The sequence below is a fragment of the Deltaproteobacteria bacterium genome (assembly GCA_019309045.1).
Taxonomy (GTDB): Bacteria; Desulfobacterota; Syntrophobacteria; order BM002; family BM002; genus JAFDGZ01.
Window position 1 is genome coordinate 11,517 of the sequence record JAFDGZ010000041.1, and the last position, 13,899, is coordinate 25,415.

The 13,899-nt window shown below is 55.0% G+C and carries 11 protein-coding genes; all 11 read left to right on the forward strand.

What is annotated here, in order from left to right:
* Nucleotides 1-54 precede the first annotated feature (54 nt).
* The 11 genes from rsmH to ftsA all read left to right on the forward strand — a co-directional run bounded on the left by rsmH (nt 55) and on the right by ftsA (nt 13,640).
* A complete protein-coding gene (gene rsmH, locus JRI89_10255; protein MBW2071623.1) occupies nt 55-999 on the forward strand; it encodes a 16S rRNA (cytosine(1402)-N(4))-methyltransferase RsmH in 945 nt (314 codons plus the stop codon).
* Complete coding sequence (gene ftsL, locus JRI89_10260; GenBank protein ID MBW2071624.1) at nt 996-1,307, forward strand: cell division protein FtsL; 312 nt, start codon at nt 996-998, stop codon at nt 1,305-1,307. Before rsmH ends, ftsL begins: the two co-directional genes overlap by 4 nt.
* Nucleotides 1,304-3,292 (forward strand): transpeptidase family protein, encoded by a 1,989-nt coding sequence (locus tag JRI89_10265; protein ID MBW2071625.1) that lies wholly within the window; start codon nt 1,304-1,306, stop codon nt 3,290-3,292. Before ftsL ends, JRI89_10265 begins: the two co-directional genes overlap by 4 nt.
* Nucleotides 3,285-4,943, forward strand: coding sequence for a UDP-N-acetylmuramoyl-L-alanyl-D-glutamate--2,6-diaminopimelate ligase (locus tag JRI89_10270; GenBank protein ID MBW2071626.1), 1,659 nt, complete (start codon nt 3,285-3,287; stop codon nt 4,941-4,943). The genes JRI89_10265 and JRI89_10270 overlap by 8 nt, the downstream gene beginning before the upstream one ends.
* Nucleotides 4,940-6,403 carry a UDP-N-acetylmuramoyl-tripeptide--D-alanyl-D-alanine ligase gene (locus tag JRI89_10275; GenBank protein ID MBW2071627.1) on the forward strand — a complete coding sequence of 488 codons (1,464 nt, stop codon included), beginning with the start codon at nt 4,940-4,942 and terminating at the stop codon, nt 6,401-6,403. The genes JRI89_10270 and JRI89_10275 overlap by 4 nt, the downstream gene beginning before the upstream one ends.
* Before the next feature lie 86 nt (nt 6,404-6,489).
* Nucleotides 6,490-7,908, forward strand: coding sequence for a UDP-N-acetylmuramoyl-L-alanine--D-glutamate ligase (gene murD, locus JRI89_10280; protein ID MBW2071628.1), 1,419 nt, complete (start codon nt 6,490-6,492; stop codon nt 7,906-7,908).
* 51 nt (nt 7,909-7,959) lie between these two features.
* Nucleotides 7,960-9,099, forward strand: a complete 1,140-nt coding sequence (gene ftsW, locus JRI89_10285) for a putative lipid II flippase FtsW (protein ID MBW2071629.1) — start codon at nt 7,960-7,962, stop codon at nt 9,097-9,099.
* A gap of 71 nt (nt 9,100-9,170) precedes the next feature.
* On the forward strand, nt 9,171-10,559 hold the full coding sequence (locus JRI89_10290) for a UDP-N-acetylmuramate--L-alanine ligase (protein MBW2071630.1): 1,389 nt from the start codon (nt 9,171-9,173) through the stop codon (nt 10,557-10,559).
* Between the two features lie 48 nt (nt 10,560-10,607).
* Nucleotides 10,608-11,522: a UDP-N-acetylmuramate dehydrogenase gene (murB, locus tag JRI89_10295; protein ID MBW2071631.1), complete on the forward strand. Its 915-nt coding sequence runs from the start codon at nt 10,608-10,610 to the stop codon at nt 11,520-11,522.
* A 52-nt stretch (nt 11,523-11,574) separates the two neighbouring features.
* Nucleotides 11,575-12,408: an FtsQ-type POTRA domain-containing protein gene (locus JRI89_10300; protein ID MBW2071632.1), complete on the forward strand. Its 834-nt coding sequence runs from the start codon at nt 11,575-11,577 to the stop codon at nt 12,406-12,408.
* A gap of 2 nt (nt 12,409-12,410) precedes the next feature.
* Nucleotides 12,411-13,640, forward strand: coding sequence for a cell division protein FtsA (ftsA, locus tag JRI89_10305; protein MBW2071633.1), 1,230 nt, complete (start codon nt 12,411-12,413; stop codon nt 13,638-13,640).
* The last annotated feature ends 259 nt before the right edge of the window (nt 13,641-13,899 follow it).

The window sequence follows — 13,899 nt, forward strand, 5'->3', positions numbered from 1 at the left end:
GCGGCCGGCAATTCAGCAATTGTTTCCAGGGTTATGAACAGTAATAGCAAGACATTGCCTCTGCTGCATCACCGCCCCGTGCTTGTGGAGGAGACAGTAGAGCTCCTCAACTGCAAGCCCGGCAGCTGTGTGGTGGACTGCACCATAGGCGGTGGAGGACATGCTCGTGCTATCCTGACAAAGATTGCACCGAACGGCTTGTTGCTTGGTATGGACTGGGATAAGGATGCCCTGACACGGGCAAGATTCACTCTCAGGGACTACCAGAACAGCATCATACTGGTGCGAGAGAATTTCTGCCGCCTTGCCCAGGTGCTCGCCAAGCACGGTATGCGAGAGGTGGACGGCATACTCCTGGACCTGGGGCTCTCTTCTTTCCATCTGGAGCAGCCAGAGCGCGGCTTCAGCTTCAATTCCCCAGGGCCCCTGGATATGAGGATGGATACCAGAAAGACAACCACTGCCGCTGATCTGGTCAACAACTTGCCCGAAAAAGAGCTCGCCTCCCTGATTCACAGATTAGGGGAAGAGCGGTGGAGCGCTCGAATCGCTCGGGCAATTGTCAGGAAAAGAGAACAACAACCTATTACCACAACTACTGAATTGAGCAAAATAATAGTGGCTGCTGTTCCCAGGGGGAAAAAGGGTCGCTGGCATCACCCTGCAACCAGAACGTTTCAGGCACTGCGCCTGGCTGTAAATGAGGAACTGGACAACCTCCAAGATTTTCTTGCTCAGGTGCTGACCTGTCTTCGTCCGGCAGGCAGACTGGCAGTTATTAGTTTCCATTCTCTCGAAGATCGATTGGTAAAGCATACCTTTGTCAATTGGAGTCGCAGCTGTCGTTGTCCGAAACAGGTAGTCGTCTGTCGCTGTCAGGGTCCACTCGTCCGGCTGATAACTCGCAAACCTGTTATGCCCACAGAGGAAGAAGTGGCTGCCAATCCTAGATCACGAAGTGCCCGCTTGCGGGTAGTTGAAAAGCTGGAGCCCGTATGAAGCGAGGAACAACAAAAGGGAAATTCCTCCGTCGTCAGCAGCTCAGGAGTCAAATGGGCTTGATATTGCTGCTGCTGCTTTGGGCGCTAGCCAGTGGCTTCGGCTATGTCTGGTGCAGAATGAAAGTGGTGGACCTGGGCTACCGACTGGCAGCAGCGCACCGGACGCACTCTCGGCTGGTGGATGACAACAAGAAGCTCTCTCTCGAACTCGCCCGCCTGAGGTCTCCGGAAAGGGTGGAACAGGTAGCCCTGTCACGACTCGGCCTCAGCCGACCCAACAAAAATCAGATAGTGGTCTTGCCATGAAACATAGCCGCCATGCCCAAGAACAGACAGGCCGCTGGGTGCGTTGCCGCCTGGTGCTGGTGTCAGCAGGGCTTTTTGTAGGCCTGACGCTCCTTCTTGGCCGCAGCGTGCAGCTGCAGCTCTTGCAGCAGGACCTCTGGACCAGCCTGGCGGAGAAACAGATTCAAAGAAATCTCCGCTTCGAATCCAGGCGAGGTGATATCTTTGATCGCAACGAGCAGGAACTGGCAGTAAGCGTTCAGGTCGACTCACTAGCTGCCAATCCCCGTCTAATAGGCAATGCCCGAGCCGCAGCCGCCAAACTGGCTCCCATTCTTGGCATGTCGCGCGCCAAGCTGACTAGAAAACTGCGACGCCAGCGCTCCTTTGTCTGGCTCAAGCATTATCTGTCGCCCCGCAAGGCCGACAGAATACGCGCTCTGGGTCTCAAGGGTATTCATTTCGTCAAGGAAACCCGACGCTATTACCCCAACGGCGCCCTCGCAGGCCATACCCTTGGCTTTGTGGGCCTGGACAAGAAAGGCCTGGAAGGGTTGGAGCGCTCTCAGGACCATCTGTTGCGAGGCCATCCCAATACCCAGGAAGGAGCCAAAGATGCCAGGGGCGGTATTATTTACACCCAGGGGCTGCCCGAGAGCGAAACCCCAGCAGGCTATTCACTGCGGCTCACACTGGACAGGCGAATACAGTACCTAGCCGAACGAGAATTAGAAAGGACAGTATCTGCCTTTGCTGCAAAAGGTGGCGTAGCAGTGGTTCTGGAGCCTGCAACGGGAGAGATTCTGGCGCTGGCAGTAGCGCCCCCCTTCAACCCAAACAGCTTTACCAGTTACACCCCCTCCGATTGGCGCAACAGGGCAGTGACTGACACCTTCGAGCCGGGCTCAACCTTCAAGATCTTCCTGGCAGCCGCTGCCCTGGAGGAAGGCGTGGTTCAACCACAGGATATCTTCTATTGCGAGCAGGGAAAATACCGCATCCACGGACACACTATTCACGACGCCAAGAAGTACGGCTGGCTGTCGCTCGCAAGAATCATTCAATTTTCCAGCAATATCGGCGCGGTAAAAGTGGGAGAGAAGCTGGGTGCCAGAACCTATTATCGATACATAAGAGCATTCGGTTTCGGCACTCCAACCGGCATAGATTTTCCGGGCGAAACCGGAGGTACAGTGCGACCTCCTGAAAACTGGACCAGCGTTGATCTGGCAGCAGCAAGTTTTGGCCAGGGAATATCAGTCTCGGCTCTCCAGCTCGCAGCGGCTGTGGCAGCGGTGGCCAACAACGGCTTGCTTATGAAGCCATATCTGATCAAAGACGTTCTCGACCTTCACGGCCGCGTCGTGCAACAGCATCAACCTCAGGTGGTCAGACGGGTGATCAGTGCGGCCACTGCCCAGCGGCTCAAGAAAATTCTTGTCAGGGCTGTAAGTCCAGAAGGCACAGGCTCTCATGCAGCTCTGGCCCACTACAGCACTGCAGGCAAGACCGGCACAGCCCAAAAGAGCAGTCTGCGGAAACAGGGCTATGCCTCGGACCGTTACACTGCCTCTTTCGTGGGTTTCACTCCTGTGGATCAGCCCAAAATAGTGGTGGCGGTGGTCATAAACGAACCCAGCAAAGGTCACTACGGTGGTGTGGTGGCTGCTCCTGCCTTCCGTCGAATAGCCTCCCAAACACTGCACTGCCTTCACGTACCTCCTGACAGAGAAGAAAGATCTCTTGCCTATCATTTTCAAGAGACCCGAATCAAGACAGACTTTCCTGAAGTACGGTCCGTGCTCTACAGTGAAAACGATGGCAGCAGCAGCCATCATATGCCCGATGTAAGGGGCCTGAGTCTAAGAGCTGCCCTGGATCAGTTGGCGGACATCTCTTTGCCCGTGACTGTAAAAGGCAGTGGCCGGGTAGTAAAACAGAGCCCCAAACCTGGCGCAGACTTGACTAGAATTCGCTCGTGTCGTTTGGTTCTGCGGGATGACTAGAAGATCACAAATACAGTTGCGAGAATTCCTCGAAGACCTTGCAGTCGTTGCTATAGACGGGGATATTGATATACCGGTCACCGGGCTCAGCTACCACACGGATCAGGTGCAAGAGGGGGGGGTGTTTCTAGCTCTAAAAGGCAGCCGCACCGACGGGCATGACTTCATCGAGCAGGCCGTTGCCCGGGGAGCTCGCGCCGTGGTAGTAGAAAGAAAGCTAGAGAGTTCAGCAAACGTTACCACTATTCAGGTGAAACACACTCGCCTGGCCCTGGCGAAAATGGCCAGCCGCTACTATGGCTTTCCTTCACAAAGACTCACGGTTATCGGAATAACAGGCACCAATGGCAAGACCACCACCTCCTACCTCCTTGAGTCGCTGTTTGCCGCCTGCGGCCATAATGTGGGCGTCATTGGCACAGTAAACATTCGCCAACCTGGCCAGAGCAGAACGGCGCAAATCACCACACCTGAGTCTCTCGATCTACAAGCTATACTTCGTCAAATGCTGGACTCCGGAGTCACTCATGTAATCATGGAAGTCTCTTCACACGGCCTGGACATGCACCGGGTGGACGGAACCACTTTTGCCGCGGCAATTTTCACCAATCTTTCCCAGGATCACCTGGACTATCATGGCACCATGGCCGAGTATTTTCAGGCAAAATCTCGCCTGTTCAGTCAGCTCCTCATAACAACAAGGGGTTCTGCGCCCCTTGCCGTGGTTAACAGCGATGATTCCTGGGGGGAAAGGCTCTGTGCCCAGGTTGACGGCCCTCTGTTGCGTTACGGACTATCTTCCTCTGCTCAGGTCAGGCCCTCCCGGGTAACCTCGGATCTGTCTGGCATTGCCGCCACAGTTGAGACGCCGACCGGAGAGCTGCTCCTGCATTCGCCTCTGCTCGGTCGGGTCAATCTGTACAATATCCTGGCGGCCACAGCAGTGGGTGTGGGCTTCAATGTGCCGCTGCCCATAATTCGTCGCGGCCTCGAAGCCCTGGCAAGGGTGCCAGGCAGACTGGAAAGGCTTCCCTGCAACCTGGGTTTCGAGGTAGTGGTGGATTACGCCCATACCCCTGATGCCCTGCAGAAAGCGCTGGACGCTTTGAAAGAACTGCCCCACAGGCGATTGCTCTGTGTTTTTGGTTGCGGCGGGGACCGCGACCGCAGCAAGCGGCCGCTCATGGGCAGGGCAGCTGCTCAAAGGGCTGATCTGGTCATAGTAACCTCTGACAACCCGAGAAGTGAAGAGCCGAAAGCCATAATGGCAGACATTGAGAAAGGCATACGTCCCCTGGGATTGCCGCTGCTGTCATCTTCGTCTCCTGCGGAACTGGCCGGGGCCAGCGGTTATCTCATGATCGAAGACCGGGCCCGAGCAATCGAGGTCGCCATCGATTCAGCCTCTTCTGGAGATCTCGTCTATATCGGCGGCAAGGGGCATGAAACCTATCAGATTATCGGTACTCAGCGCTTCGACTTCGACGACCGGCTGGTGGCTGGCCAGGCCCTGGAAAGTCGCGTCCGCAGAGAAAAAGTGCGGACTGGCTCCAGCTGCGGCAAAGCTGACTCTCCAACCAGATTGCAGCGACATAAGACGGCAAGAACAGCCAGGATCCACAAAGAGTACAACACGGGACCTGGCCCTTGACCATGGTGGTACTGGCCAAATCAATGACCAGAGTGCACAACAATAGAGGACAGCAATGGAGCCTGGATCAGGTCCTGGCGGCAACCCATGGCCGATTGTGCTCCTCGGGGTTGGCGCAAGTGAAATTTGCCGGCATATCCACCGACAGTCGCACAGTACAGCCTGGAGATCTCTTCGTCGCCCTGAAAGGAGAACGATTTGATGGCCATGACTTCGTGTCGCAGGCCGTAAACCAAGGAGCTGCTGGCGTGCTGGTTGCCGAGTTCAGGGCGGATGACTTTACAGATTTAACTGTGGCTGTGGTTGCTGTAGCCGACACCTTGAAGGCACTTGGCGATCTGGCAGCCTACTGGCGCCATCGCCACGCCATCCCTTTGGTGGCCATAACAGGCTCCAACGGCAAGACCACCACCAAAGAGATGGTGGCTGCCATCCTGAGCCGCTCATGGCGCGTGCTGAAAAACCAAGGGACTTACAATAACCTGGTCGGCGTACCTCTCACCCTGCTGCAAATGACCAACAGCCATCAGGCTGCAGTAGTCGAGATGGGTATGAATCGTCCTGGAGAGATAGCCAGACTCACAGAGATCGCTGCTCCAGAAGTGGGGTTGATTACTAATATCCAGCCGGCCCACCTGGAGGGAGTGCACTCTATTGAAGGTGTGCAGGCTGCCAAAGGGGAGCTCTTTGCCGGACTCCGGTCCCAGGCAACTATTGTAGTCAACCGCGACGACCCGCGGGTGTGCTCCCTGGCTGCTGACTACCCTGGTCGTCAGGTGGGTTACTCGTGCACAGGAGTCGTCACAGATGTAACAGTTGAGAGGATCATTGCCATGGATTCTGAAGGCAGCGTCTTCATCTTGAGACTCGGTAATGAAACCAGGGAGGTTCAGGTGCGCATCATGGGACGTCATCACCTGAATAATGCAGTTGCGGCAGCAGCAGTAGCCTGGAGTCTCGACCGTCCAGCAGATGACATCTCTGCAGCTCTCGCTGAGTTCAAACCCTTTGACAAGCGCATGGAGGTGGTGGTGTTCCCCGGCAACATTCATATCATCAATGACAGCTACAATGCCAATCCCGCCTCAGTAACTGCTGCCCTGCAAACGCTTATACGACTGAATCGTACTGGCAGATTATTTGCCGTACTGGGAGACATGCTGGAACTGGGTGAACGCAGCCCCGAACTCCACCGCCACGTGGGTCGCCTGGCAGCAGAAGAAGGTGTGGATTACCTCATTGCCCGTGGTGAACAGGCCAGGAATCTGCTTGCAGGAGCTGCCGAGGCCGGCATGGAAAGCGAGCGGTTGAGCCACGCTGTTGACCATCGTGAGATCGCCCTGAAGTTGCGCTCACTTCTGGCCAGTGGAGATTGGGTCCTGGTGAAAGGCTCCAGGGGCATGCACATGGAAAAAGTGGTGGACTACCTCATGGAGGAGTGGGGGAATTCACGGTCCTGAAAAGTGTTTGACTCTGCTGGCCAACTCTTCAGCAGAAATAGCAATGCGGGGCAACAGCACAACCGGGGCGGGCAGGAAAGATGAGCATGGATTCATTGGACAACAAAAGGGTGCTGGTTGTGGGTCTGGCGCGCAGCGGTCTGGCAGTGGCGAAATTTCTTTGCAGCCAGGGTGCTCGAGTGACCATCACCGATGAGCGGTCCGAGCCCCTTCTTGGGACCTTCCCGCAGAAGGCCCGAGAGCTCGGCTGTGAACTCGCCCTTGGAGGCCATCCACTGGAGATTTTCAGCGGTTCTGACCTGGTGGTCTTGAGCCCAGGCGTACCCCTGGATCTGCAACCACTGAACCTCGCTAGAGAGCGTTCCATACCAGTAATTGGTGAATTGGAACTTGCCTGCCGCTTCCTGCATTTGCCTGTTGTTGCCATCACTGGCACCAATGGCAAGACCACCACAACCACCCTGGTGGGAACCATGCTCGAGCAAAGCGGTGTGCGAACCTTTGTGGGGGGCAATATCGGCAATCCACTCAGCAACATCTTCTTTCTGGAGAATGCTCCTGAGGTGGCAGTGGTGGAAGTGAGCAGTTTTCAACTCGACTCCAGTTCCACCTTTCATCCGCAGGTAGGAGTTCTGTTGAACATCAGTGAGGATCACCTGGACCGCTATGACTCTTTTGAGGAGTATGTGGCCAGCAAGTGTCGGATATTCATGAATCAGAGCCAAACAGACAAGGCAATCTTGCCAGCTGTTGCTCCCTATTTTATGGATTATGGCCGTATTAGAAGCCAGCACCTTCTCTTCGGCAGCAAAGCAACCCTGGCTCACGCACGCGTAGACAGTGGGACTTTGATATGCAGTATGGGCCCAGGATGCAAAGTCCACTACGATCTCAGCCAATGGCGTCTGCCCGGCAGACATAACCTGGACAATCTCCTGGCAGCGGTGCTTGCCGCAACCTCAATGGGGGCCAGACCAGAGGCCATTCAGCGTACTATAGATTCTTTCTCTGGTCTGCCCCACCGTATGGAACTGATCTGCCACTGGCGCGGTATCAGATTTTACAACGATTCCAAAGCCACCAACATTGCTGCCGTCTGTAGTTCGCTGGCCAGCTTTTGCGACCCCATCATTCTTATCGCCGGAGGGCGCTACAAGGGCGGGCCACTCAAGTCTCTCGTTCCCCTGGTTAATGAACGCGTAAAAATGCTCTTGCTCATGGGAGAAGCCAGGTTCGAATTTGCCAGGGTGTTCAGCAGCTGCGGCTGCACCATGGTTGTCGACTCCATGGAGCGAGCTGTGCGGGAGGCCATTGCCGCCGCAGTGCCCGGCGATGTGGTTCTCCTGGCGCCAGCATGCGCCAGCTTCGATCTTTATGAAAATTATGAAGCAAGAGGAGATCATTTTCGCTCTATTGTGGCTGCAGTCACAAGCGAACTCCGCAATGCTGATGGTTGTCTAGAGACCTGTTCCCTGAGCGAGTCCTCCAGTGTAAGCAGAAGTTGAGCGGACTGCGGTGGAGCCCACGGCCGCTGCCGCCACCAGAAAATGACCAACATGGACAGGATAAAAAAACTGAAAAGCAGCTATGATTTGACCTTGCTCTGTACCACCCTTGCCCTGGTGGTCTGGGGACTGGTGATGCTCTACAGCGCCAGCTCCATCCTGGCCCAACAACGATTTGGCGACAGCCTGTTTTTTGTCAAGCGGCAGATTATCTTCGCTCTTGTGGGACTGGCGCTCCTCATCGGCAGCAAGAATATCCCTTACAAACTATATCACCGACTGGTCTACCTCATCTTGGCGGTGTGTCTACTGTCTCTGGCTCTGGTGTTGCTGCCGCAAATCGGTCACCGGGTGGGCGGCGCCAGAAGGTGGCTGCGGCTGGGTCCCATCTCTCTACAGCCGGCGGAATTTGCCAAACTATCGCTAATCATGTACCTCTCGTACTCCCTGGCCAAAAAGGAAGATCGGCTCAAGGACTTCAGTATAGGATATGTCCCGCATGTGATGGTTACCGGCCTCTTTGTAGGGCTGATCATCCTGGAGCCGGATCTGGGTACGGCAATCACCTATGCCTTGCTTGCCTTTCTCCTCTTGTTCGTAGCAGGCGTCCGCTTCCGTTATCTCATCCTGACGGCTGTGGCTCTTCTGCCGATGCTCTTTCTGGCCATATCCGGTAGCCGCTATCGTTGGGAAAGACTCCTGGCCTTCCTCGACCCGTGGAGAGACCCGAGCGACACCAGCTTTCAATTACTACACTCGCTGTTGGCTCTCGGCTCGGGCGGTCTGCTGGGAGTGGGCCTCGGGGCAGGAAAGCAGAAGCTGTTCTACCTGCCCGAGCCTCACACGGATTTCATTCTCGCTGTTCTCGGTGAAGAGATGGGTTTGCTGGGCATTGCTGGAGTACTTCTCCTCTATGGTCTTCTGTTATGGAAAGGCGTGCACATAGCACTGCGGGCGCCGGATCGCTACGCCAGCTATCTCGCTTTTGGTTTGACTCTGCTCATCGGCGTTCAGGTAATGATAAATGGTGCGGTAGTCATGGGCCTCTTGCCTACCAAGGGGCTGCCTTTACCGCTGATGAGCTATGGAGGCAGTTCTTTGCTGACGAATCTTGTTGCCATCGGCATTCTGCTGAACATTGCCTCCAGCTCCAACAAGCAAGCAACAGCAAAAAGGAAGGACAGCAAATGAGAGGACGCCATAGCGGCAAATTCTAGACTGCTTCCTTTGTATGGAATTGTAAACAATACCAGCGGGGACCCATGTACAGGCAGTCCTATCATATCCACTTCATTGGCATCGGCGGCATCGGCATGAGCGGCATTGCCGAACTGCTGCTCAATCTCGGCCATAAGGTGACCGGCTCCGATCTGAAGGAAAGCGACATTACTCAACGGCTGCAATCCCTGGGTGCCACAGTCTACTATGGCCACGAACCAGAAAACGTTAGCGGTGCCGAGGTGGTGGTGGTCTCATCTGCCATAGCCCCTGACAACCCGGAACTGGTGGCCGCCCGCGAACACTACCATCTGCCAGTAATAAAGCGAGCGGAGATGCTGGCCGAACTCATGCGTCTCAAGTACGCCGTCCTCATTGCAGGCGCTCATGGCAAGACCACTACCACTTCCATGATCGGCACCGTAATGGCTCGGGGCGGCCTTGATCCTACTGTGGTCATTGGCGGCCGCCTCAACTCCTGGGGCACCAATGCCAAACTGGGACAGGGAGATTTTGTGGTAGCCGAAGCAGATGAAAGCGATGGCACTTTTCTGCTCTACTCCCCAACCATATCAGTAGTGACCAATATCGACCGAGAACATCTGGACTTTTTTACAGATCTACAGCAGATCAGGGAAACTTTTCTGGAATTTATCAACAAAGTGCCCTTTTATGGCGCGGCCATCCTCTGTCTCGAAGATCCCAATATTCAGAGCTTGCTGCCGCTTGTCAAGAAACGGATCATCACCTATGGCTTCTCACCTCAGGCAGACTTTCAGGCGCGGCATGTTATTTTCGAAGGTCTGAGCACCTCTTATCGCGCCTTCCTCCATGGCGAGGAGATGGGCACAGTAAAACTGGCAATCCCTGGTCGTCACAATGTGCTCAACTCCCTGGCAGCAGTGGCTGTGGGGCATGAATTGGGCATAGGCTTCGATGACGTCCGTAAAGGTCTGCAGGAAATGACCGGGGTGCAGCGCCGTTTTCAGATCAAGGCCGAAGTGGGCGGCGTTACCATAATCGATGACTATGGCCACCATCCCACTGAGATTCAGGCAGTACTGCAAACAGTGGCACAGTGTTATCCTGGTCGCAGACGCATTGCCGTCTTTCAGCCACACAGGTACAGCCGCACCCAGGCTCTTTTTCAAGAATTTACCACCGCCTTCTATCAATCGGATGTCCTGCTGGTCACGGATATCTATCCGGCTAGTGAGCAGCCAATTCCGGGTGTAGAGGCGGCAAAACTTGCAACCGCTATTCAGCAGCATGGCCATGGCAACACCATCTTTGTGCCTGACATCAAAGAAATCGTGCCATTGTTGCTGGACGAATTGGCAGCCGGTGATGTGGTCTTGACCCTGGGAGCTGGCAATATCTGGCAAACTGCAGATGAACTGGCAAGACGCTTGGAGGAGCGGGCGCAACGGTAAAAGGGGCTCCCCCTGAATCTTTGCTGAAGAAGGAAAGCAGCAGGACCCATGAACCCATCCCTCAAAAGAAAACTTCAGAGCCTCGAGCATCTTCGCCTCGACTGGGATGTGCCTCTGGCTGGCTACACCTCTTTCAAGATTGGCGGACCTGTGTCCTGTCTGCTGCGGCCCTTCGATATCGACAGTTTGCGCCGTGCTGTCGCTGTATTGAACTCTTACGATTTCCCCTATTTTGCTCTGGGCAGAGGCTCCAATATCCTGGCCAGCGAGGCGCCCATTCAGGCGGCAGCCATACTCATGGAGGCTGGTCTGCACAACGTTGTCGTGCAGGAAGAGTCCTGTCTTGTACGGGCCCAGGCAGGCGTCCGTTTGAGTCGTCTGCTCCGCTGCTGTCTGCGGCACGGGCTGGGAGGCCTGGAATTCCTTGTTGGTATTCCCGGAACCGTTGGTGGGGCAGTGAAAATGAATGCGGGCAGCCATGGGCAATGCCTTGCTGAAGTCTGCCATTCTCTCCTCATTCTCTGCAAAGACGGCTCTGTGGCTCAACTGGCAAGCTCCGAGTTGCAATTTTCATATCGTCACCTCCAGTTGCCTCCGGGTGCCCTGATTCTGGAAGGGGTGTTTTCCCTGGTGCGGCTGCCTGGACAAGCTATCCGCAGCCGGCTCCGGCAGCTTCTCAAAAAACGCCAGGCTAGCCAGCCCTGGCAGCTTCCCTCTGCCGGGTCGATTTTCAAGAACCCTCCAGGAGATTATGCCGGCAGACTCATAGAAGCTGTTGGTCTCAAGGGCGTTGCAGTGGGTGGAGCACAAATATCACCTCGTCACGCCAATTTCATAGTGAATCGAGGGGGAGCCACAGCTGGCGAGGTTATGGCACTCATCCGACTGGCTCGCGAAAAGGTAGAAAAGGAAACCGGCATCCATCTGGAGTTAGAGGTGGAGCTTCTCGGCAATCACTTTTAGAAGACAGCGCAGAGTAAGCAAGTGATGGGTAGATTCTGGAACGGGTGACCCCATGGCTGCAGTGAACAAAAAAAAGAAACTCCGTGGTAGACAGCCCCGGTGGAGATCTCTGCTGAGACCATTTCTCTATGGCATCTTGATTAGTTTGTCACTCTACGGGCTGAGTATTTTTTGTGTTGCCGGCTACCATATGCTGCTCCGCTGTCCCTGGCTCAGGGTAACCGCGATTCAGGTAGAGGGTTGTCAGCGGGTGGAGTCGGCGGCCATCATCGAACAGGCAAAAATTCCCCCAGGGGTGAATATTCTAGCATTGGACCTGGATGATGTACGACAACGAGTAGCTTCCCACCCCTGGGTGGCGGATGTCTCTGTAATTCGAGAGATTCCCGACAGAGTTCGCATTGTTATTGCTGAGCGCCGGCCTTTCGCCATTGTGCGAACTGGCGACTTCTATCTCATAGACAGCAGCGGTTACTGTTTTGCCAAGGTTGAGGTAGCCAAATACCCTGGCTTGCCCATTATTTCTGGAATTGATACTGCCCTCATTTCCCGAAGGCGTAGGGTGCCGCCTCGAGTGCTCGCCATGATCAAAGAACTCCATGCTCAGTGTCAGTCAGGGCTGCCCTGGAGATTGATTTCTGAGATTGTGGTCACCAGCAGTGGTGGGCTCAAGCTCTTCACCTTAAAGGATGGCATTGCCATAAACCTGGGCAAGGACGATTACGCCCGCAAGATGGTTCGTCTGCAAAGAGTGTTGCAGTACCTGGAAGAGCAGCATATTCCCTGTCGCCTGCGGGCTATTGATCTTGCCTATCGGGATCGAGTTTTTCTCAGGGGCGATTTTTCTTCAGCCCAAAAACTTCAGCATGAGCGAAAGGGTGTGTGAGCATGGCCAAGAAAAAGGAAGAATTACTCGTGGGGCTCGATATCGGTACCACCAAGATCTGCGCTGTTGTGGGGGAAGCAAGCCAGGAGGGATTGGATATTGTTGGCATAGGCACTCATCCTTCCGAAGGTCTGCGCAAAGGGGTTGTGGTTGACATTGAGAGCACGGTTGATTCCATCAAGCGTGCAGTGGAAGAAGCGGAACTCATGGCAGGTTGCGAGATCAATGCTGTCTATGCTGGTATTGCTGGGGGTCACATCCAGAGTCTCAACAGCCACGGTGTCATAGCTGTAAAAAATCGTGAAGTGACTCAGCAGGACATCGACAGGGTGATTGATGCAGCCAAGGCAGTTTCCATTCCTTTTGACAGAGAGGTAATTCACATCCTGCCGCAGGAATATATCATTGACGATCAGGGTGGCATTCATAATCCGCTTGGCATGTCTGGTGTGCGTCTGGAGGCCAAGGTCCACATAGTCACCGGTGCAGTGACCTCGGCGCAAAACATTGTCAAGTGCTGCAACCGCGCTGGCCTGGATGTCTGCGATATCGTCCTCGAGTCCCTGGCCTCAGCTGAGGCAGTCCTGTCACCTGAAGAAAGGGAGCTCGGAGTGGCCCTGGTAGACTTTGGCGGTGGCACTTCTGATCTGGCCATCTTTTCTGAAAAGAGCATTCGCCACACTTCGGTTTTGGCCCTGGGCGGCAACAATCTTACCAACGACATTGCCGTGGGTCTGAGGACTCCGGTGGAAGAAGCTGAAAAGATCAAACAGCGCTATGGCTGCGCTCTGACTGCCTCGATTCAAAAGGACGAAACCATCCAGGTGCCCAGCGTGGGTGGAGGCAAACCGAGAGTACTCAGCCGTCAGTTGCTGGGGGAAATTCTCGAACCTCGGGTAGAAGAAATCTGCTCCCTGCTGCATCGCGAGATCATCCGCTCCGGCTACGCTGATCTGGTGGCCTCCGGTCTGGTAATTACCGGCGGCTCAGCTTCCCTGCCCGGGCTTGCCGAACTGGCGGAACAGGTATTCGGTCTGCCGGTGCGTACCGGTATACCATCCAATATTGGAGGGTTGGTGGATGTGGTTAAAAATCCCATGTACGCCACGGGCGTGGGTCTCGTGCTCTATGCCCTCAACAGGAAACCCAAGAAGCTCTTTCGCATCCGGCAAAACAACATATTCAACCGACTTATAGACAGGATGCGACGATGGTTTGGCGACATAGTGTAGCAACCCCAATCTTAACCCTTAACCCACAGGCGGTCATGCGGCCCGAAGCGAGGCCAGAGGATGGGGGGTAATTCCCGGCCTCCCATCCTAATCTGGCCTCCTGGAGGGCAGGCAGTCGATAAATATTTTGCAATATCTGGAGGGCGGCACCTAGCGCAAGATTGCTCAGCAGTGCAAATGAATGTGGCACAGGTGAATAGTGAGTCCTCGATTTGGTGGCTTCGGGCTCGGGCCACGAATGACGGGCAATATGAACGCA